Genomic DNA, 19,769 nt, shown 5'->3' on the forward strand with positions numbered 1-19,769 from the left:
ACAGCGGTTCAGTTTCAATCAGGTGGACGTGTGCAGGCGCACGTCGATGTTGTTGCGGGTGGCGTTCGAGTACGGGCAGACGATGTGGGCCTTGTGGACCAGATCCGAAAGCTGGGCCTGGTCCATGCCGGGCGCCTTGATGCTGAGGTCCACCTCGATGCCGAAGCCGGTCGGGATCTGGCCGATGCCGACGTCGCCGGTCACGGTCAGGTCCGGCGGCAGCGTTATCTGCTCCTTGCTTGCCACAAATTTCAGCGCGCCGAGGAAGCAGGCCGAATAGCCGGCCGCGAACAATTGCTCGGGATTGGTGCCTGAACCGCCACCGCCGCCGAGTTCTTTCGGGGTGCTCAGCTTCAGGTCAAGCACGTTGTCGGAACTCTTCGAGCTGCCTTCACGGCCGCCTTGCGAGGTAGCCTGGGCGCGGTACAGCACGTTTTCGATGCTCATTCGAACTTCTCCTGTGGTGGTTTGGACGTCTCCGCGGGGGCGGAACGTTTATTACTTTGCCACAGAATGATGAAGGCGGGATGACGCTTGGATAGTAGGGCTCATGCGACCCGCATTGAATATCACCGCCGGCGCCCCCCCCCTACTCGAGCGTCCATTTGTAGGTCAGTTTCGCCCACCCACGCACCGGAATGCCGTCTTGCGTTGCGGCCTTGAACTTGCATCTGGCAAGTCCGGTGCGGGCCGCTTCGTCCAGGTCTTCTTTCTGAAAAACGGAAGTCATGCATCGGGAAAGGCTGGTTTTATTTGAGAAATCTCTCAGTAGAATGACGTTTGGTATTTCTTTGTCAACCAGTGAAAGAACGCAATGAACGACTCCCTGGCATTCGCCATGACGCAGCTTGCAAGCCTGTTCGACGGGAACATGGGCTGGACCATCCTGGCCCTCGCGGTGCTGGTCCGCCTGGCCCTGTTCCCGCTCACCCTGCGTCTCGCGCGCAACATGCTGGCAAACCAGAAGAAGATGAAGGCCCTGCAGCCGCAGGTCGATGCGATCAAGGCGCGCCATGCAGATGATCCGAAAACGATGTTCGCGGCGATCTCGGCGCTGTACAAGGAGAACGGCGCGCGCATGATCGACCGCTCCAGCCTGCTGGGCGCACTGATCCAATTGCCGGTATTCGGCCTGCTGTACCGCGCGATCACCACCGCCAGCACAGGCGCCTTCCTGTGGATGCGCAACCTGGCCTCGCCCGACATCGTGTTGGCGGGCATCGTGCTCGTGCTGACGGCCATTGCGACCTATTACTCACCGACCACGGCGGGCGAGACGGCAATGCTCCTGATGGCCGTGCAAGTGGTCGTGATCGCCTTCGTCCTCTGGAAGGTAGCGGCGGGCGTCGGCCTGTACTGGGCGGTGTCGGCCTTTGCCAGTGTCGTGCAGAACCTCGTGCTGCGCGTCGAGGAGCGCCGCCTTGTACGCATGACCCCGACCTGAGCGGCCGGCTCCGGCCACGATGCCGGCGACTACGAGGCCAGCAGCTCCCGCGCATGCTTGCGCGTGGTCTCGGTGATCTCGATTCCGCCCAGCATGCGCGCCACTTCCTCCACGCGCGCCCGGGTGTCGAGCACGTCGATGCGCGACACCGTACGGCCGTCGACGGTCGTGCCCTTGGCCACCTGGAAGTGCTGGTTGGCCTGGCTCGCCACCTGCGGCAGGTGGGTCACGCACAGCACCTGGCGCTGCTGGCCCAGGCGCTTGAGCAGGCGGCCCACCACCTCGGCCACGCCGCCGCCGATGCCGGTATCGACCTCGTCGAAGATCAGGGTCGGCGTGGTGGTGGCGTGCGCGGTGATCACGGCGATCGCCAGCGAGATGCGCGCCAGCTCGCCGCCCGAGGCCACCTTGGCCAGCGGCCGCGCCGCCACGCCGGTATGGCCGGCCACCAGGAACTCGACCTGTTCCAGGCCGTGCGCGCCCGGCTCGCCGGCATTCAACGCAACCTCGAAGCGGCCGCCGCTCATGCTCAGTTCTTGCATGGCGCTGGTGACTCCCTTGCCCAGCTCCACGGCCGCAGCGGCGCGCCGCTTCGACAGGCGCTGCGCTACCTCCATATAGGCGGCCTTCGCCTTCTCCTCCTGCTTGCGCAGGCCTTCGATGTCGCTGGCGTCGGCCAGCTGGCGCAGGCGGGCGGCCAGGGCGGCGTGCTCTTCGTGCAGTTCTTCCGGCGTGACGTGGTACTTGCGCGCGGCGCTGTGCAGCGCCTCCATGCGCGCGTCCACTTCGCGCAGGCGCGCAGGGTCGAGTTCGACCTTGTCGATGTAGTTGTTGAGCGCGTACACCGCTTCCTGCAGCTGGATGCGCGCCGGCTCCATGCAGTCGAGCACTGCCTGCAGCTCGGCGTCCACGCTCACCAGCTTGCCCAGCTTGGTGTTCAGCGAGGAGAGCTGCGACAGGATCGGGTGGTCAGCCTCGGAAATCGCCTGCAGCGCCTCCTGTGCGCCTTCGAGCAGGCTGGCCGCGTGCGACAGGCGGCTGTGCTCGTTGCTGATCTCGGCCCACTCGCCGGCCTTCGGGGCCAGCTTGTCGAGCTCGCTTACCTGCCACTCCAGGCGCTCGCGCTCGAGCAGGACGTTGCGTGCGTCGTTCTCGAATTCCTCGCGCTGGCGCACCAGCGCCTTCCACGCCTTGTAGGCGAGCGCCACGGCCTGCACCTCTTCGCTGGCAGCCGGGTCGCGCACCGCGATCTGGTTGTCGAGCAGGGCACGCTGGGCATCAAGCTTGAGCAGCGACTGGTGCGCATGCTGGCCATGGATGTCGACCAGCATGTCCCCCAGTTCGCGCAGCTGGGCCGCGGTGGCGCTGATGCCGTTGATATAGGCCTTGGAACGGCCGGCATTGTCGATCACGCGGCGCAGCAGCGCGCCGCCCTCTTCGGCACTGAATTCGTTCTGTGCCAGCCAGGCGCCAGCGGCCTCCGTCACCGCGAAATCGGCCGTGATGTCGGCCTTGGCCGTCCCCTCGCGCACCATGCTCGCGTCGCCGCGCCCGCCGAGCGCCAGCTGCAGCGCGTCGATCAGGATCGACTTGCCGGCGCCGGTCTCGCCGGTGAACACCGTGAAGCCGTTCGAGAACTCGAGTTCGATCGTGTCGACAATGACGAAATCACGGATGGTAAGTGTGCGCAGCATGAAAAATCGGGTCTCCTGTGTTTGACGAGATTACGTCAGCTTGCCTTCGTTGGTCGGGTATTCGTTCCAGTGCAGCTTTTCGCGCAGCGTATGGTAATAGCTCCAGCCGCGCGGATGCAGGAAGGTGATCGTGTGCGGCGAGCGCGAGATGACGATGCGGTCGCCGAGTTGCAGGCTGGTGAAGGTCTGCATGTCGAAGTTGACGCTGATGTCGCGCCCGGCCACCAGTTCCACCACGATCTCGCTCGACTCGGGCACGACAATCGGCCGGTTCGACAAGGCATGCGGCGCGATCGGCACCAGCACGATGCCTTGCAGACTCGGGTGCAGTAGCGGGCCGCCGGCCGACAGCGCATATGCGGTGGAGCCGGTGGGGGTGGAGACGATCAGGCCGTCCGCGCGCTGGTTGTACATGAACTCGTCGTCCACCGAAACGCTGAGCTCGACCATGCCGGCGCCGGTGCCGCGCGCCACGACCACATCGTTGAACGCGACGCCGCAGAAGATCTGCTGGTCGTCGCGCATCACGCGCGCTTCCAGCAGGCTGCGTTCCTCGATCCGGGCCTGGCCCTGCAGGATCTCGTGCAGCGCCGGGACCATGTGGTCGAGCGGGATGTCGGTGATGAAGCCCAGCCGGCCCGAGTTGATGCCGATGAGCGGAATGTCGTACTTGGCGAGCCGGCGCGCGATCCCGAGCATGGTGCCGTCGCCGCCCATGACCACGGCGTAATTGGCTTGCTCGCCGATCTCGGTCACGGTCATCGATTCGATGACCTCGATGCCCAGGGTAGCCAGGTAAGCAGCGGTATCGGCCTCGAACACTACCCGGTAACCCGCGCCGGACAGGAATGCCGTGAGTTGCCTGGCCGGCTCTTCGATGCCGGGCGTGTTCTGCCGTACCACGAGCGCAATGATTTGTTGCTTTTCAGGCGACACTGACATGGGTCTTGGACGGTTGGGTAGGGACTAGGAGATTAACCGATTATCCCCGCGTCTGCTATAGATGGGCCACTGCGGAGCCACGGCGGCTTGCCCTGCAGGCGCTCGCAAATGGCTGTACAAATAAACAGTATAACGGGCGCCGCTCGCTTCCGGCAAGATCAGAGCAGCAGCCCGACCGCTACCGCCAGCGAGACCGCCGTCACCAGGGTGAACAGGTGCAGCACCATCAGGACGGTCCAGCGCAGCGCCGTCATGATCCGCCCGCCGCCATAGACGCGCCGCATCGCCGTCGGCAGGTAGAACACCAGCCAGGCCAGCAGTACGAAGCGGACGAAGTTCCAGCCGTCCGCCAGCATGAACAAGCTCAGCATGAGGAAAGCGAAGCCGTTGCTGTGCAGGGCGAACAGGAAGTGCTCGCCGTAGCGCCGCCCCGTTCCGAGGTAGAGCAGCTTCAGGTAGAGCGCGAACACCGGCATCATCAGGAAGATCGCATACGGGGTATAGCTGAAGAACACGCGCTTGGCCGTATCGTTCCGGTCTTTCGGCGACATGGCAAAGAAGCGCCCGGCGCCCTGCTCCAGCCTTGGGCTGATGTTGCCCAGCAAGCGCTTGGTCTTGTCCTGGAGTTCCCTGAAGTCCGCGGAATCCTCGGTCTCCTTCTGCGGCTGGACGCCGGCGGGCGCGCTCAAGGCTGGCGGCGTGTCGCTGCGGCCGCCGATGTTGATGATCTCCACCCCGCTCATCTTGAACAGCGCAAAGAAGATGATGCTGAAGGTGAGATACAGGCGCAGCGGTTCGATATAGCGCACGCGGCGGCCTTCGATGTATTCCCGGCTCAGCAAACCCGGCTTGAACAGCAGCAGCTTGAGCGAGCGCCACAGCTTGCCCTCGAGCGCCACGTAGTGCGCGATGAATTCATGCAGGAATTCGCGTGCGCTCGGCACGTGCAGGTGGGTCGCCTGGCCACAGTGATGGCAATAGTTGCCGGAAGTAACAGTGTCGCAGTTCTTGCAACATTGGGCGTGCTGGTGCGTGTCGAGGGCGTTGGCAGTCAAGGTACAAGTCCGGCAATAAGGTCGAAGCCGCCATGTTATCGTTTTAGTTGCAAAAAAGCATCTCGCATTCTCACCCTCCATGCCCCAATTGCGCGACTCCATCGGCGGGGCACGGTTACGATTGAATCAACTGCAACGCACTAAGTTACCCAGGAGGCTGATATGGTGACCGAAACCAAAGACCGCTTCGTCAACACGAAAGCACCGATCGAAGAAGGCGACAACGTCAAGCGCCAGCCGCACGAGCGCGATGAAAGCCCGGACGCACAGGACCAGGAACCGCGCGGCATCATCAAGCAGGCCGCCGAAGACATGGCACAGGGCCTGGTCAACACCGACATGTACGGCACCAATGGCGAAGGCGACCTCGACCGGGCGGTAGAACCGGCCCCGGGCGCCACCGGCCAGGCCAATCCGCAGCCGGACGCCAACCGTTCGATGCGCCGGCATGACACGACCAACGACAAATCCGACGAAAACAATCTCTAGGAGAGGACATGACCATCAAACGCAACGGCAGCGCCGTCTGGAGCGGCGGCTTGAAGGACGGCAAGGGCGCCGTCTCGACCGCGAGCGGCGTGCTCAAGGATGCCCAGTACGGCTTCAATACCCGCTTCGAGGACGGCCCCGGCACCAACCCGGAAGAGCTGATCGGCGCGGCCCACGCCGGCTGCTTCACGATGGCGCTGTCGGGCCAGCTGGGCCAGGCCGGCCTGACGGCCCAGGAACTGCGCACCACCGCCACCGTCTCGATGGAAAAGGTCGAAGGCGGATTTTCGATCACGGCCGTGCACCTCGACCTGGTGGCCAAGATTCCGGGCGCCAGCCAGGAAGCCTTCGACAAGGCGGCCAACACGGCAAAGGAAAACTGTCCGGTGTCGAAGCTGCTGAACGCGAACATCACGATGACCTCGCGGCTGGAGAGCTGAAGCGCGCAAGGACGCTGCCACTGAGGCAGCGTCCGGCAGGAATCGCGGCCAGCGCATAGAATGACCGCTTTCCGTTTTTACCAGAAGGACAAGCTCATGCGCATCCTGCACACCATGCTCCGCGTCGGCGACCTGGAGCGTTCCATCGACTTCTACACCAAGGTGCTCGGCATGAAACTGCTGCGCACCAGCGACAATCCCGAGTACAAGTACAAGCTCGCCTTCCTCGGCTACGGCAGCAACCCGGACCACGCCGAACTCGAGCTGACCTACAACTACGGCGTGGACAGCTACGACATGGGCACGGCCTACGGCCACATCGCGCTTTCCACCGAAGACATCTACGCCACCTGCGACGGGGTGCGCGCCCTCGGCGGCAATATCACGCGCGAGCCGGGCCCGGTCAAGGGCGGCTCTACCGTGATCGCCTTCATTACCGATCCGGACGGCTACAAGGTCGAGCTCATCGAGCGCAAAGACGATGCCGCGGGCGCCGGCCTGAGCAGCTAAGCTCGCCTCCAGCAGGACCGGCAGCGCGCTGCTACAATCGCCGGGCCTGACAAATCAGGTATCACTTTAATGACGTCTTCGGGGCGGGGCCTGGGCGGCCCCGTGCAATTCCCCACCGGCGGTATGGCCTGCAATGGGCCGAGCCCGCGAGCGCCTGCGCAAGCAGGGTCAGCAGACCTGGTGAGAAGCCAGGGCCGACGGTATAGTCCGGATGAAAGAAGATGTGCGCTGCCACGCGCTGTCCATCCGCCTTTTGCGGCTGGATCAGCGCGCGCTTTGCTTTGCCCTGATGCGTTTTTCGCCAACTTACTGCGAGGAGCGTCTCACATGTTAGCCACCACCACCCATTCCCTCACCAGCACCGACCTGGAAGGCCGCATCGCCGCCGCCCTGGACGCCATGCGCACCGGGGTTCCCGTCATCCTGCTCGACGATTTCGACCGCGAGAACGAGGCAGACTTGATCGTCGCGGCCGACAGGCTCAGCGTCGAGACGATGGCGCTATTGATCCGCGAATGCAGCGGCATCGTGTGCCTGTGCTTATCAAGCGACAAGGTGCGCGCGCTGGAGTTGCCGCCAATGGCGGCGGAGAACGGCAGTCGCTACGGCACACCCTTCACCGTGTCGATCGAGGCGCGCCATGGCGTCACGACCGGCGTCTCGGCGGCGGATCGCGTCACCACCATCCGCACGGCGATCGCGCCGGATGCCAGGCCCGAAGACCTGGTGCGGCCGGGCCACGTGTTCCCGCTGCGCGCCACGCCGGGCGGCGTGCTCGCGCGCGCCGGGCATACCGAAGGCTCGGTCGACCTGGCGACGATGGCGGGCCTGCAGCCGGCAGCCGTGCTGTGCGAGCTGATGAATCCTGACGGGACGATGATGCGCGGGGAGCAGATCGAGCGCTTCGCCGCCTTGCACGGCTTCCCGATCCTGACGATTGCGGAAATGATCGAATGGCGCAGTCGTTAACGTAGGGTGGTCGGGTCCTCCCGAGCGCGCGTTCAAATCACATCTGAACAGACGTGAGGCGGCTGAGCATCGGCCAGTTGAACGCGCGGTCGGCGAAGCCGACCACCCTGCGAAAATCAGGCCAGCGGATCGATTGCGAAGGCCGGCATGCGCGCATTGTTCTTCGCGCACTCCAGGAACTTGTCCGCGGTGGCCAGCGCCTCGTTGATGGTCACGTCCATGTCCAGGTAGCGGTAGGTGCCGAGACGACCGACGAAGGTCACGTTCGGCTCCTCGCGTGCCACGTTCACGTAGCGTTCGAGCTGCTGCTTGTCGCGCGCCTGGCGGATCGGGTAGTACGGAATGTCCTTCTCTTCACACTGGCGGCTGTATTCCTTGTACATCAGCGTCTTCTCGTGCTTTTCCCACGGCGAGAAGTGCTTGTGCTCGGTGATGCGGGTATAGGGCTGGCTGTCGTCGCAGTAGTTGATGACGGCATTGCCCTGGTAGTCGCCGGTGTCGCGGAACACTTCGAAGTCCAGCGTGCGGTATGGCAGGCGGCCTTCGGAGTGCTTGAACCATGCGTCGATCGGGCCGCTGTAGAACACGTGCTCGTAGTCGCCCTTGTTGGCCGGATCGAACTTGGTGTTCAGGTGCAGGGTGATGCCCGGCACGTCCATGATCTTCTCGACCAGCGCGGTGTAGCCGTCTTCCGGCATGCCCTGGTACTTGTGCGCGAAGTAGTTGTCGTCGTAGTTGAAACGCACCGGCAGGCGCTTGAGGATGCTGGCAGGCAGTTCGGTCGGCTGCATGCCCCACTGCTTGACCGTGTAGGTCTTGAAGAATGCCTCGTACAGCTCGCGGCCGACGAAGCGCAGGGCCTGGTCCTCGAAGGTGATCGGGTTCTCGATCGACTTGTCGCCGAGCGAAGCCAGGAATTCCTGGGCTTCGGCCGGACGGAAGGTCTTGCCGAAGAACTGGTTGATGGTGAGCAGGTTGATCGGCAGCGTGTACACGGCGTTGTTGGTGATCGCCTTCACGCGGTTCACGTAGGGCATGAAGCGGCTGTAGCGGTTGACGAATTCCCAGACCCGCTCGATATCGGTGTGGAAGATGTGCGGACCATAGACGTGCACCATGACGCCGGTTTCGGCATCACGCTCAGAATGGCAATTGCCCGCGATGTGAGGGCGCGATTCGAAGATCTCGACTTTGTAGCCAGCCTGTGCCAGCTGGTTGGCAATGACAGCCCCGGAAAAACCGGCGCCGACAATCGCGATGTTCTTTTGCATGTTGTTTTTCCTTAGGGGATGAAGAATTCCTGACTCGGCACCTGAAGAAGGCGGGCTCTGCCGACCCTACCCGGTGGGGAGTGCATACCGTTGTCAGTTTATCAGTTTTGCAAAAAAACTCGCCTTGAATTGACTTGTCGTGCGCCAACAATCCTGTCGCTGAATCAATGATTTAGATTAGCATCAATAGAAAAAAGCCCGGACCGCAAGATCCGGGCTTTTAACACTTCCAGGCAGGCCTGGCCTGCGCTGAGATTACTTGGCCAGCAGGTTGTTCACCGCGGCCAGGTCCGATTCGCGCAGCGAGCCCGCGGCCGCCTTCAGGCGCAGGCCGTTCAGGATGGTGTTATAGCGCGCCTGCGACAGGTCGGTACGGGTCTGGTACAGCTGGCGCTGAGCGTTCAGCACGTCGATGTTGATGCGCACGCCCACCTGGTAACCCAGCTTGTTCGATTCCAGCGCCGACTGGCTCGACACTTCCGCCGCTTCCAGCGCCTTGACCTGGGCCATGCCGCTGTTCACGCCGAGGTAGGCCTGGCGCGCCTGCAGCGCGGCCTGGCGGCGCGTCGCCTCCAGATCGTTGCGCGCCTTGTCTTCCAGTGCGATGGTTTCGCGCACGCGGCTGGTGACGCCGAAGCCGCTGAAGATCGGCACCGAGAACTGCACCCCGATGCCCTTGTTGTTACCGACGCCGGAACTATTGCTGCTGCCATTGATCTCGGTGCGGGAGGAGCTCGCGACCAGGTCCAGGGTCGGATAGTGGCTGGCGCGGGTTCGCGAGATCTCACGCTTGGCCACTTCCACCTGCAGCTGCGACACGGTCACGCCATAGTTCTGGGTTTCGGCCGAGGACACCCACGGGTCAGGGTTGGCCGGCGACGGCGCCACCAGGGTGATGCCGCTCTTGAGCGGCGCCAGGTTGCTTGGTACGGTGCCGATGATTGCCTGCAGCGCATTGCGCTTGTTGTCGAGGTCGTTCACCGCCGCGAATTCCTGGGCGATCACCAGGTCATAGGCCGCCTGCGCTTCGTGGGTGTCGGTGATGGTCTGGGTGCCGACTTCGAAGTTGCGCTTGGCCGATGCCAGCTGTTCGGTCACGGCGGTCTTCTGGGCGCGGGTCGATTCCAGCTTGTCCTGGGCCGCCAGCACGTCGAAATAGGCTTGCGCCACGCGGGTGATCAGGTCCTGCTGTGCCTGGGCAAACTGCGCTTCGGAGATGGCCTGCTGCAGCTTGCTCTGCTGGTAGGTTTCCCAGCGATCCCAGCGGAACAGCGGCTGCGTCAGTGCGATCGTGTACTGGGTGGTGCGCAGGTTCGAGCCGCCACCCAGCACCGTGGTTTGCCTGCCGGTGAGCGGATCGGTGACGACAGCTCCCTCATTCCAAGGCGAGTCGTCGCGGTCGTTCTTGATGCTGCTGCCGGTGATGCCCACGGTCGGGAGAAGTCCTGCACGCCCCTGTGGAACCCGCTCCCTGCCGGCAGCCGCCGACGCACGCGCACTTGCATAGGACGCATCGTTGGCGAGTGCCTGCTGGTACACCTGGAGCAGGTCGGCCGCGCTGGCGTTCAGCGAAAAGACGGCGCCGGCAACCAGCACGGCAAGGAAAGATTTGCGCAGGGGTTTCTGCATTACATTCTCCACAGGAGTCATCAAAAGTTAAGGACAGGTCTGTACTTAGCAGGTCAGTACTTCGGCATCGAAGGGTCGACCTGTACGGCCCAGGCGTGTATCCCGCCCGTCAAATTCGTTACGTTGTCAAATCCGTTCCGCTCGAGGAAGGCAGCCACCTGCATGCTGCGTGCCCCGTGGTGGCAGATGCACACGATCTCTCGGTCATCTGGCAGTTCGCCGGCTCGGATCGGCACCAGGTGCATCGGGATCTGGGTCGAGCCTGCGATGTGGCAGGTCTCGAATTCCCAGTTCTCGCGCACGTCCAGCAGCAGCGGCTGCTCGGCTGCCCCGGCTTCAACCTGGGCAAGCCGGGCCGCCAGCTCGGGTGCGGTCATGTGTTGCATCGCAGCCTCAGAACTGGAAGCGCGACGGCGCCTGCGCACCGGTCAGCGGCTTGACGTTGGTCTCGAAGATCTTGACCGTGTCGTAACCCGTTTCCGACGTGCGGGTGATGATATTGAAGCTCATCGCCGGCGCATCGCCCACGATCGCGCCGATGCGGCCGCCCACCTTCACCTGCTTGAGCAGGGCTTCCGGCAGTACCGGCAGGCCGCCCGACACCAGGATCACATCGTAGGGTGCGCCTTTGTCCCAGCCGCTGGCGCCATTGCCTTCTTCGACCGTCACGTTGGTGACACCGGCGCGGGCCAGGTTTTCCTGCGCCAGTTTCACCGCTTCCGGCTGGATCTCCACGGTGGTCACGTGGCGCGCCTTGTGCGCCAGCAGTGCCGCCATGTAGCCCGACCCGGTGCCGATTTCGAGGACGTTTTCATGCTTCTTGACCGCCAGTTCCTGCACAATGCGCGCTTCGACCTTTGGGTTGAACATTGCTTCACCGCCCGGCAGCGGAATCTCGACATCCGCAAACGCCAGGTTCTGGTACGCGGCCGGCACGAACCCTTCGCGCTTGACGACGTGCAGCAGGTCCAGCACGTCCTGGTCGAGTACGTTCCACGGACGGATCTGCTGTTCGATCATGTTGAAGCGGGCTTGTTCGATATTCATCTGAGTTCTCAGTGGAAAAATAAATAATCCGATATTTTATCGTTGAACGGCCTCAGGACGCACATCTTAGCGACGGGCTGCCGGGACCGGGGGAAATTGCGACAGTCTGCAGTTTAGAGGGGTTGAACGCCGAAAAAACGGTGCAATGGCGCAAATGGCAATCTGGAGAGCGCCTGAAAAAGACCAAGGCAAGGCGCATCGTCGCAGCGGCGGACCGCGAAGACAGTACGCTAGTACGGCAAGACCGTGCAACGCAGCCATGGGCTTTGTCAGGCACTCTCCCGCGGAAGGAGGCCGTTCAGGGTCAGGTCGAGCAAGTTCTCGAGGAAGACCTGGGGCTGGAGTTCGCTGCAGTCGCACGGCGCCACGGCCGAGTGCCTCCACACGTTGAGCATCATCATGGGCGCGATCAGCACCTGGGTCATCCGCGGGATGTCGACACTGCGGAATTCACCCCGGCTGACGCCGCGCTCGACGATCCTCGAAATCATCTGAACGGTGCGGCTCATCACCTCTTCCCGATAGAAGGTCGCCAGTTCCGGGAAATTGACGGCTTCGGCAAGCATGAGCTTGCCCAGTCCCGAAGCCTTGCTCTGGCCGATCTGGCGCGACCAGTTCATGACCACGCTGCGCAGCAGGTCGGCGCTGTGGCCATCGAATTCGGCAACCGACAACTCGGCCTTGCCCAGGAAAGGAAGGATGCTCTCGCGCACCACGGCCTTGAACAGTTCGTCCTTGTTCGTGTAGTACAGGTAGAGCGTACCCTTGGACACGCCGGCGCGGCGCGCCACGTCTTCCAGACGGGTAGCGGCGAAGCCGTGCTCGACGAACAGATCAATGGCGGCAGCAAGGAGCTCCTGGGGGCGGGCATCCTTCCGGCGCTCCCAGCGCGGCTTGCTGTCGAGTGGACATTGCATGTTTCTGCCTAGAAACCAACTGAGGAATCACAGAATATAGACGGGGCTTGTCAAGCGGTCAAGCAATCGTTGTGTTAGTGAAACTGTCAATATAAACAGGTATTTACGCTATTCCGACAGTTCATGACGGACCGTAGATTCGGCCGTTCGCGCGGGATGCGTACAAGGCGCCGTCCGGGTTGCGCGGCGGAGCGTCCTGCTGCTGGCGCGGCACCTGGAACACCGACAGGCGGTCCGTCAGGCCGGGGGCGATCTTTTCCATCAGCACGTCGAGCTCGGCCATCATGCCAACGCGCACGGTGCGCATCGGCACCACGGCGGCATGCAGGATGGCGCCCGCCACTTCGTGCGGGTCGACCTGGGGCGAAGGCAGCTTCGGCTCGCAGTCCATGTAGTTGCGTGCATGCTCGGGCAAGGGCGTGTCGACGGCGGTGGGCTCGATCAGCGTAATCGACACCGGCGCCCCGTCCATGTGCTCGACCTCGATGCGCAGCGCATCGGTAAAACCTTTCACGGCGTGCTTGCTGGCCGAATACATGCCCTGCATCGGGATCGCCACTTCCGAAGCTTCGCTGCCGAGGTTGATCAGGGCACCGCCCTGGCGCTTGAGATGCGGCAGCGCCACCAGCGAGCCGTGCACCATACCCCAGAAATTAATGTCGAACAGGCGCCGGCTGTCTTCCTCGGATACCTGGTCGAGCCGGCCATAAATGGTGCCGCCGGCATTGTTGATCCAGGTATCGATACGGCCATAGCGCTCGATGGCGACCTGCGCGATGCGTTCGACGTCGGCACGCTCGGCGACGTCGGCCACCACGGCGACCGCATCGAAGCCGTTCTCCACCAATCCCTGCACGACCGCCTCGAGCACGTCGGCCCCGCGCGCGGCCAGCACCAGCTTCGCACCCTGCTTCCCGGCCTCGTGCGCGGTGGCCAGGCCGATGCCGCTCGACGCGCCGGTGATCACGACGACCTGGCGGTTCAGGGGTTTGAGGGGACTCGACATGGTGGCTCCTGCTCGTAAATGTGCGATGGAGACAACGTAGCAGGAAAACGGCGGGCGACGCGCCCGCTACGGGCTGTGCGGCGGTATACTCCTGCCCGTCCTTTTCGACTCCTCCCATCCACCATGCAGTGCAGAGACAACTGCGGCGCCTGCTGCACCGCGCCCTCGATCACCAGCCCGATTCCCGGCATGCCCGACGGCAAGCCGGCCGGCGTGCGCTGCGTGCAGCTGGGCGAGGACAAGCGCTGTCTTATTTTCGGCCGGCCCGAGCGTCCGGCCTTTTGCGGCGGACTGCAGCCGTCGGTGGACATGTGCGGGAGCAGCCGCGAGCAGGCGATTCGCTGGCTGGATGAATTGGAGCGGGCCACGGCCCCGACGTTCACGAATAATCATCGCGTGCCTGATCCTCAGGCATGACCAGCCCGATACGCTTTTTCTTCTTCTTGATGACAACAGCGTGCTCGACCGCCGGCTTGGTGGCGGGCGGCGGTGCGACAGGTAGTGGAAAGCCGAGGAAGGCCATCACGAAAAAAATCGGCAGCAAAACATAGAACAGCGGCCGTCTCCAGTTCAGTTTCTGTTTTAGCATGCCCGGCACATGGCGCCGTACTTACAGAAGACAAGACTGGATCCTTACCCTCACGGGGTAATCTGCGGGAATCCCTGCCCGCCCGGGCGGCGGCCGTTATACAGCCTGGACCTTGCCGCGTGCCTGCTGCACGCGCTGGAACAGCCCGCCCAGCGTCAGCCCTTCGTGCCAGATCTCGTCGAGCATCAGGCCGTAGCGCTCGCGCAGCGCCTTCGCCAGCGTGTCGAGTTCCTGCGCGTCCGGCAGCCAGCGCGTCGGGTTTTCCGCGCGGTAGATGCCGAGCACTTCGTCGTCGGGACGGAAGTGCAGTTTTTCACTTTCACGGAAAGAAAATGCGGAGACGAAAACGGACAGGAACTCGCGGATATCCTTCCGCGAGGCGGTAGGGAAGGTGCTGCGCCAGGCCCGGCCTTGGCAGGGCCGATAACGAACGGAGCGCCGCAGGGAGTTGGGCAGTTGCCAACCGTGAAATGCTGCCCAGGCAAGCGCAGCAAGGATCAGGACAACAAAAATACTCATGCGGTAGAGTCAGGAATACTCATGCGCTTGAGTGTAGCACGCGTTTGTCCTGATGGCGCACGACAGAATTTCGCGGTCGTGCTCTTGAGCTAACCCTGCCGCAACCCGGGCGCGGTACAATCTGCACCGGACACAGCCGGCGACGCCGCCTGTTGCGATCATGTTAAGATTTGCCCCCGCCGTACTCCCTCGGAACGTCCCCTAAACACCCGCATCCAGCTGAACTTACTGTTACGTATTCATGGACATCCTTCTCGCCATCAAGGCGATCATCATGGGCCTGGTCGAAGGCTTCACCGAGTTCCTTCCGATTTCCTCCACCGGCCACCTGATCCTCATGGGCAGCCTGATCGACTTCACCGGCCCGAAGTCGGTGGTGTTCAAGATCGTGATCCAGGCCGGCGCAATGCTGGCGGTGGTGTGGGAGTACCGCGACCGCATCGCCCGCATGCTCAAGGGACTGGGGGCGGATCCGGTCCAGCAGCGCTTCGCGCGCAATGTCGTGATTGCCTTCGTCCCGGCCGCCGTTGCCGGCGTGCTGTTCAGCTCGACGATTACCGAACTGCTGTTCCATCCGGTGCCGGTGGCGATCGCCCTGGTCCTCGGGGGCATGCTGATCCTGTACGTGGAGCGCCGCAACCGCCTGCGCCCGACAGCGGCGCGGGTGGAGACGGTCGACGACATGAGCGCGCTCGATGCGCTGAAGGTGGGCCTGGCCCAGTCTTTCGCCCTGATCCCCGGCACCAGCCGTTCCGGCTCGACCATCATCGGCGGCATGCTGTTCGGCCTGTCGCGCAAGGCGGCCACCGAATTCTCGTTCTTCCTTGCCATGCCGACCATGCTGGGCGCCACGGTGTACTCGGTGTACAAGGAACGCGCACTGCTGTCGGCGGCGGACCTGCCCCTGTTCGGCCTGGGCTTCTTTGCCGCCTTTCTCTCGGCCTTCCTGTGCGTGCGCTGGCTGCTGCGTTACATCAGTTCGCACGACTTCACGATCTTCGCCTGGTACCGTATCGTATTCGGTATCCTCGTACTCGTGACCGCCCATTTCGGCCTGGTCACCTGGGCCGAATAAAGAAAGAAAATAGCAAGTAAAGCAGGCAAGCAAGAGCATGACATCCGAGCCTCACGCATCCGAACTGCAGGCGCGCGCGCTGCACGTCCTCGAGACGGTCTTCGGCTATCCCGCTTTCCGCGGGCAGCAGGCCGACATCGTCGAGCACGTGGCCAGCGGCGGCGACGCACTCGTCCTGATGCCCACCGGCGGCGGCAAGTCGCTGTGCTACCAGATCCCGGCGCTGCTGCGCGACGGCGTGGGCGTGGTCGTCTCGCCGCTGATCGCGCTGATGCAGGACCAGGTCGACGCGCTCGAAGAAGTCGGCGTGCGCGCCGGCTTCCTCAACTCCACGCAAACCTTCGAGGAAACCCTGCGCATCGAGCGCCTGGTGCGCAGCGGCGAGATCGACCTCGTCTACGTGGCGCCTGAGCGCCTGCTGACGCAGCGCTGCCTGGAACTGCTCGATGCCTCGCCCATCTCGCTGTTCGCCATCGACGAGGCGCACTGCGTCTCGCAGTGGGGCCACGACTTCCGTCCGGAATACATCCGCCTGTCGGTCCTGCACGAGCGCTACCCGACCATCCCGCGCATCGCCCTCACCGCAACCGCCGACCAGCAGACCCGTGCCGAGATCGCACACCGCCTGCAGCTGGACGACGCGCGCCAGTTCGTGTCGTCCTTCGACCGCCCGAACATCCGCTATTCGATCGTGGAGAAGACCACCGGCCGCAAGCAACTGATCGACTTCATCAGCAGCGAGCACCCGCAGGATTCCGGCATCGTCTACTGCCTGTCGCGTAAGAAAGTCGAGGAAACCGCCGACTTCCTGTGCCAGCACGGCATTCGCGCCCTGCCCTACCACGCGGGCATGGAACACAGTGTGCGCGCAGCCAACCAGTCGCGCTTCTTGCGTGAAGACAACATCGTGATGGTGGCCACCATCGCCTTCGGCATGGGCATCGACAAACCGGACGTGCGCTACGTTTGCCACCTCGACCTGCCCAAGAGCATCGAGGGGTATTACCAGGAGACCGGCCGCGCCGGCCGCGATGGCCTGCCGGCCAGCGCCTGGATGGCCTATGGGCTGCAGGATGTGGTGCTGCAGCGCCGGATGATCGACGAATCCGAGGCCGACGAGACCTTCAAGCGCGTGCTGTCGATGAAGCTCGACGCCATGCTCGGCCTGTGCGAGACGCTCAGCTGCCGGCGCATGCGCCTGCTCGACTACTTCGGCGAGCGCTCCGGCCCCTGCGGCAATTGCGACACCTGCCTGATCCCGCCGATCCAGGTCGACGGCACGGTGCCGATGCAGAAGCTGCTGTCGGCCATCTACCGCGTCGACCAGCGCTTCGCCGCCGGCCACGTGATCGACGTGCTGCGCGGCGCGCAAACGGAACGCATCAGCCAGTGGCACCACGACAAGCTCACCGTGTATGGCGTCGGCGCCGACCGTTCCGAACAGGAGTGGCGCGCCATCGTACGACAGGCGATCGCGCTGGGCTTCGTCACCGTGGACCACGACGCCTTCAGCTCGCTGAAACTGACCGACGCCGCGCGCCCCGTGCTCAAGGGCGAGCAGAAGGTGCAGCTGCGCCAGTACCAGAAACCGGTCAAGGCCAAGCGGCCTTCGTCTTCTTCACGCAGCAGCGGCTACGAGGAGCTGGAACTGTCGCGCTCCGAGCAGGCCATCTTCGACCGCCTGCGCTCCTGGCGCATGGGCACCGCGCGCGAGCATGGCGTGCCGGCCTATGTGGTGTTCCAGGATGCGACCCTGCGCGAGATCGCCAAGGTCAAGCCGGGCTCGCTGGACGCGCTGCGCGGCGTGTCCGGCGTCGGCGAGAAAAAGCTGGTGTCCTACGGCGACGAAATTGTCGCCATCATCAACGAGATGATGTAGTGTCATGGGTTGAGTTCGTTCAACCCTCAGTGCAGCTTCACCTATACCCCATGGCAATCCCCTCCCCCACCAGCACCACCGTCGCGCCCGACGGCGCGGACGCTTATGTTCCTGTCAACGCTCCGGGGCTGCAAAGCTTCGTCTTCGCGCTGTTCTTCATCTTCGGCGGCATCACCAGCCTGAACGACGTCATCATCCCCAAGCTGAAGGACCTGTTCACGCTCAGCTACGCCCAGGCGATGCTGGTGCAGTCGGCCTTCTTCGCCGCCTACTTCTTCATCTCGATCCCGGCCGCCGCCATCGTGCAGCGGCTCGGCTATATGCGCTCCGCCGTGGTCGGCCTGGCCACGATGGCAATCGGCTGCCTGCTGTTCATCCCGGCCTCGTACTCGGGCATGTTCGCCACCTTCCTGCTGGCGCTGTTCGTGCTGGCCTCGGGCATCACCATCGTGCAGGTGGTGGCCAATCCCCTCATCTCGATGCTGGGCAAGCCGCAGACGGCCTCCAGCCGCCTGACCTTCGCCCAGGCCTTCAACTCGCTCGGCACCACCGTGTTCCCCTACGTGGGCGCGATCCTGATCCTGGGCTCGCTGGCGACGGTCGATCCTTCCTCCTTGAGCGGCGCGGCCCTCGACGCCTTCCGCCAGGAAGAAACCCGGGTGGTGGTCAACACCTACATCGGCCTGGCGGTCGCACTGGCCCTGCTGGGCGGCGCAGTGTGGATGAACCGCCACAAGCTGGTGGAGACGCCGGCTCCCTCGGAAAACATCCTGCAGGCCCTCGACCTGCTCAAGCAGCCGCGTTTCGCGCTGGGCGCGCTGTGCATCTTCCTGTACGTCGGCGCCGAGGTGGCGATCGGCTCGATCATCGTGAACTACCTGATGGAATCCAGCGTGCTGGGCATGGTGGAAGAAGAAGCGGGCAAGCACGTGGCCCTGTACTGGGGCGGCGCGATGGTGGGCCGCTTCATTGGCGCGGCGCTGCTGCGCGTGTTCTCGCCCGGGAAGGTGCTGGCCTGCGCGGCCTCGGTGACGATCGGGCTGCTGCTGGTCTCGGCGAATACCACGGGCGCGGTGTCGGGCTGGTCGCTGCTGGCCATCGGCCTGTTTAACTCGATCATGTTCCCGACCATCTTCACGCTGGCCTGCGAAGGGCTGGGCAAGCGCACGGCGGAAGGCTCGGGCGTGATCTGCGTGGCGATCGTGGGCGGCGCCATCGTGCCGCTGCTCATGGGCTTCGCGGCCGATGCGGTGGGGCTGAAGATGTCGCTGATCGTGCCGGCGGTATGCTATGCGGTGATCGTGTGCTTCGGGCTGTACGCGCGGCGCTCGCGAACCGCGGTCTAACGCTCCTCGTAGGGTGGGCGGGTTTTCCCGCCCACGCGGTGATACGCAAGGGATGCGCTTCCGTGCCGGATGATCTTGCTACTAACTATCACCGCGTGGGCGGCGTCAATCCCGTCTCCGCGCACCTTACCAGGTAGAGCCGCCCACCCTACGAAACCCGGCGACAGGCCGGGTTATTTTCTGGTGAATACGAGGTCCCAGACGCCATGGCCCAGCTTGAGGCCACGGTTCTCGAACTTGGTCAGCGGGCGGTATTCCGGCTGCGGCGCATAGCCTTCCGCCGTGTTCTGGAGCAGGGGCTCGTTGCCCAGCACTTCCAGCATCTGCACCGCGTAGTCTTCCCAGTCGGTGGCGCAGTGGATGTAGCCGCCCGACGCCAGCTTGTCGCACAGGACCTTCACGAAGGCTGGCTGGATCAGGCGGCGCTTGTTGTGGCGTGCCTTGTGCCACGGATCCGGGAAGAACACGTGCACGCCGGCCAGCGAGCCGTCGACGATCATGTGGTTCAGCACCTCGACCACGTCGTGCTGGATCAGGCGCAGGTTCTCGATGCCCTGTTCGCCGATCTGCTTGAGCAGGCTGCCCACGCCCGGCGTGTGCACCTCGACACCGATGAAATCCTTCTCCGGCATCAGGCGCGCGATGTGCGCGGTGGTGTCGCCCATGCCGAAACCGATCTCCAGGATGACCGGCGCCTTGCGGCCGAAAGCCTGTTCCAGGTCGAGGGTCTCCTTCCTGTACTCGATCAGGTACTTGGGACCGAGCTCCTCCAGCGCGCGCGCCTGGGCGGTCGACAGGCGGCCGGCCCGGGTAACGAAGCTGCGGATGCGGTGTTCGGTCGGATCGTAAAGCATGGACCGCGCCGGGCCGTTGGTGGGCTTTTCAGAAGACATGGGGAGTGTTAGAGAGGAAAAAACGGCTGTCATTATAGCCTAGGCCTCAGTGCGG

General features: G+C 63.8%; 22 protein-coding genes and 1 riboswitch. Of the genes, 9 read left to right on the top strand and 13 right to left on the bottom strand.

Annotation, left to right across the window (positions count from 1 at the left end; all coding sequences use genetic code 11):
* Positions 1–18: 18 nt before the first annotated feature.
* Positions 19–447, bottom strand: coding sequence for an organic hydroperoxide resistance protein (locus MA09_RS17980; protein WP_036251482.1), 429 nt, complete (start codon positions 445–447; stop codon positions 19–21).
* 367 nt (positions 448–814) lie between these two features.
* Here MA09_RS17980 and MA09_RS17985 point away from each other — a divergent pair, with 367 nt between their 5' ends.
* A complete protein-coding gene (locus tag MA09_RS17985; RefSeq protein WP_036251484.1) occupies positions 815–1,444 on the top strand; it encodes a membrane protein insertase YidC in 630 nt (209 codons plus the stop codon).
* Positions 1,445–1,473: 29 nt separating this feature from the next.
* On the opposite strand, the gene recN is transcribed toward MA09_RS17985, so the two are convergent.
* The 3 genes from recN to MA09_RS18000 form a co-directional block, all read right to left on the bottom strand.
* A complete protein-coding gene (gene recN / locus MA09_RS17990) occupies positions 1,474–3,138 on the bottom strand; it encodes a DNA repair protein RecN (protein WP_036251486.1) in 1,665 nt (554 codons plus the stop codon).
* A 30-nt stretch (positions 3,139–3,168) separates the two neighbouring features.
* A complete protein-coding gene (locus MA09_RS17995) occupies positions 3,169–4,080 on the bottom strand; it encodes an NAD kinase (RefSeq protein WP_036251489.1) in 912 nt (303 codons plus the stop codon).
* Positions 4,081–4,238: 158 nt separating this feature from the next.
* Positions 4,239–5,135: a DUF3667 domain-containing protein gene (locus tag MA09_RS18000; RefSeq protein ID WP_036251492.1), complete on the bottom strand. Its 897-nt coding sequence runs from the start codon at positions 5,133–5,135 to the stop codon at positions 4,239–4,241.
* A gap of 162 nt (positions 5,136–5,297) precedes the next feature.
* Here MA09_RS18000 and MA09_RS18005 point away from each other — a divergent pair, with 162 nt between their 5' ends.
* From MA09_RS18005 to ribB, 4 genes are all read left to right on the top strand, one after another.
* On the top strand, positions 5,298–5,624 hold the full coding sequence (locus MA09_RS18005; protein WP_036251494.1) for a hypothetical protein: 327 nt from the start codon (positions 5,298–5,300) through the stop codon (positions 5,622–5,624).
* Positions 5,625–5,632: 8 nt separating this feature from the next.
* Positions 5,633–6,064 carry an OsmC family protein gene (locus tag MA09_RS18010; protein ID WP_152594698.1) on the top strand — a complete coding sequence of 144 codons (432 nt, stop codon included), beginning with the start codon at positions 5,633–5,635 and terminating at the stop codon, positions 6,062–6,064.
* A 96-nt stretch (positions 6,065–6,160) separates the two neighbouring features.
* A complete protein-coding gene (gloA, locus tag MA09_RS18015; RefSeq protein WP_081897682.1) occupies positions 6,161–6,574 on the top strand; it encodes a lactoylglutathione lyase in 414 nt (137 codons plus the stop codon).
* Between the two features lie 70 nt (positions 6,575–6,644).
* Positions 6,645–6,801: riboswitch (FMN riboswitch) on the top strand.
* A gap of 100 nt (positions 6,802–6,901) precedes the next feature.
* The gene (gene ribB, locus MA09_RS18020) at positions 6,902–7,543 is read left to right on the top strand and encodes a 3,4-dihydroxy-2-butanone-4-phosphate synthase (RefSeq protein ID WP_036251497.1); all 642 of its coding nucleotides are present in this window, start codon (positions 6,902–6,904) and stop codon (positions 7,541–7,543) included.
* Positions 7,544–7,659: 116 nt separating this feature from the next.
* On the opposite strand, the gene glf is transcribed toward ribB, so the two are convergent.
* The 6 genes from glf to MA09_RS18050 form a co-directional block, all read right to left on the bottom strand.
* Positions 7,660–8,814 (bottom strand): UDP-galactopyranose mutase, encoded by a 1,155-nt coding sequence (gene glf, locus MA09_RS18025; RefSeq protein WP_036251499.1) that lies wholly within the window; start codon positions 8,812–8,814, stop codon positions 7,660–7,662.
* 255 nt (positions 8,815–9,069) lie between these two features.
* Positions 9,070–10,443 carry a TolC family outer membrane protein gene (locus MA09_RS18030; RefSeq protein ID WP_036251501.1) on the bottom strand — a complete coding sequence of 458 codons (1,374 nt, stop codon included), beginning with the start codon at positions 10,441–10,443 and terminating at the stop codon, positions 9,070–9,072.
* A gap of 53 nt (positions 10,444–10,496) precedes the next feature.
* Entirely contained in the window at positions 10,497–10,829 is a 333-nt protein-coding gene (locus MA09_RS18035) for a rhodanese-like domain-containing protein (RefSeq protein WP_036251504.1), read from the bottom strand.
* Between the two features lie 7 nt (positions 10,830–10,836).
* Entirely contained in the window at positions 10,837–11,490 is a 654-nt protein-coding gene (locus MA09_RS18040; protein ID WP_036251506.1) for a protein-L-isoaspartate O-methyltransferase, read from the bottom strand.
* Between the two features lie 269 nt (positions 11,491–11,759).
* On the bottom strand, positions 11,760–12,407 hold the full coding sequence (locus tag MA09_RS18045; RefSeq protein ID WP_036251508.1) for a TetR/AcrR family transcriptional regulator: 648 nt from the start codon (positions 12,405–12,407) through the stop codon (positions 11,760–11,762).
* Positions 12,408–12,528: 121 nt separating this feature from the next.
* Complete coding sequence (locus MA09_RS18050) at positions 12,529–13,413, bottom strand: SDR family oxidoreductase (protein ID WP_036251510.1); 885 nt, start codon at positions 13,411–13,413, stop codon at positions 12,529–12,531.
* 123 nt (positions 13,414–13,536) lie between these two features.
* Between MA09_RS18050 and MA09_RS24240 the strand changes: the two genes are divergently transcribed.
* Complete coding sequence (locus MA09_RS24240) at positions 13,537–13,830, top strand: YkgJ family cysteine cluster protein (protein WP_081897669.1); 294 nt, start codon at positions 13,537–13,539, stop codon at positions 13,828–13,830.
* Here the strand turns inward: MA09_RS24240 and MA09_RS18055 are convergent.
* Together MA09_RS18055 and MA09_RS18060 are read right to left on the bottom strand one after the other, a co-directional pair.
* A complete protein-coding gene (locus tag MA09_RS18055) occupies positions 13,793–14,002 on the bottom strand; it encodes a hypothetical protein (protein WP_036251851.1) in 210 nt (69 codons plus the stop codon). The two genes, MA09_RS24240 and MA09_RS18055, sit on opposite strands and share 38 nt — an antisense overlap.
* Before the next feature lie 96 nt (positions 14,003–14,098).
* Positions 14,099–14,521 (bottom strand): hypothetical protein, encoded by a 423-nt coding sequence (locus tag MA09_RS18060; protein WP_036251511.1) that lies wholly within the window; start codon positions 14,519–14,521, stop codon positions 14,099–14,101.
* Positions 14,522–14,762: 241 nt separating this feature from the next.
* Here MA09_RS18060 and MA09_RS18065 point away from each other — a divergent pair, with 241 nt between their 5' ends.
* Genes MA09_RS18065 through MA09_RS18075 form a run of 3 tightly spaced genes read left to right on the top strand, consistent with a single transcriptional unit; the run spans position 14,763 to position 18,821 of the window.
* Positions 14,763–15,596: an undecaprenyl-diphosphate phosphatase gene (locus tag MA09_RS18065; protein ID WP_036251513.1), complete on the top strand. Its 834-nt coding sequence runs from the start codon at positions 14,763–14,765 to the stop codon at positions 15,594–15,596.
* Between the two features lie 37 nt (positions 15,597–15,633).
* On the top strand, positions 15,634–17,475 hold the full coding sequence (gene recQ / locus MA09_RS18070; RefSeq protein ID WP_036251514.1) for a DNA helicase RecQ: 1,842 nt from the start codon (positions 15,634–15,636) through the stop codon (positions 17,473–17,475).
* A gap of 50 nt (positions 17,476–17,525) precedes the next feature.
* Positions 17,526–18,821, top strand: coding sequence for a sugar MFS transporter (locus MA09_RS18075; RefSeq protein ID WP_036251516.1), 1,296 nt, complete (start codon positions 17,526–17,528; stop codon positions 18,819–18,821).
* A 173-nt stretch (positions 18,822–18,994) separates the two neighbouring features.
* Here the strand turns inward: MA09_RS18075 and trmB are convergent, their stop codons facing one another.
* Positions 18,995–19,675, bottom strand: a complete 681-nt coding sequence (gene trmB / locus MA09_RS18080; protein WP_036251518.1) for a tRNA (guanosine(46)-N7)-methyltransferase TrmB — start codon at positions 19,673–19,675, stop codon at positions 18,995–18,997.
* Positions 19,676–19,769: the final 94 nt, after the last annotated feature.

The sequence above is a fragment of the Massilia sp. BSC265 genome (genome assembly GCF_000740675.1).
GTDB lineage: Bacteria > Pseudomonadota > Gammaproteobacteria > Burkholderiales > Burkholderiaceae_D > Telluria.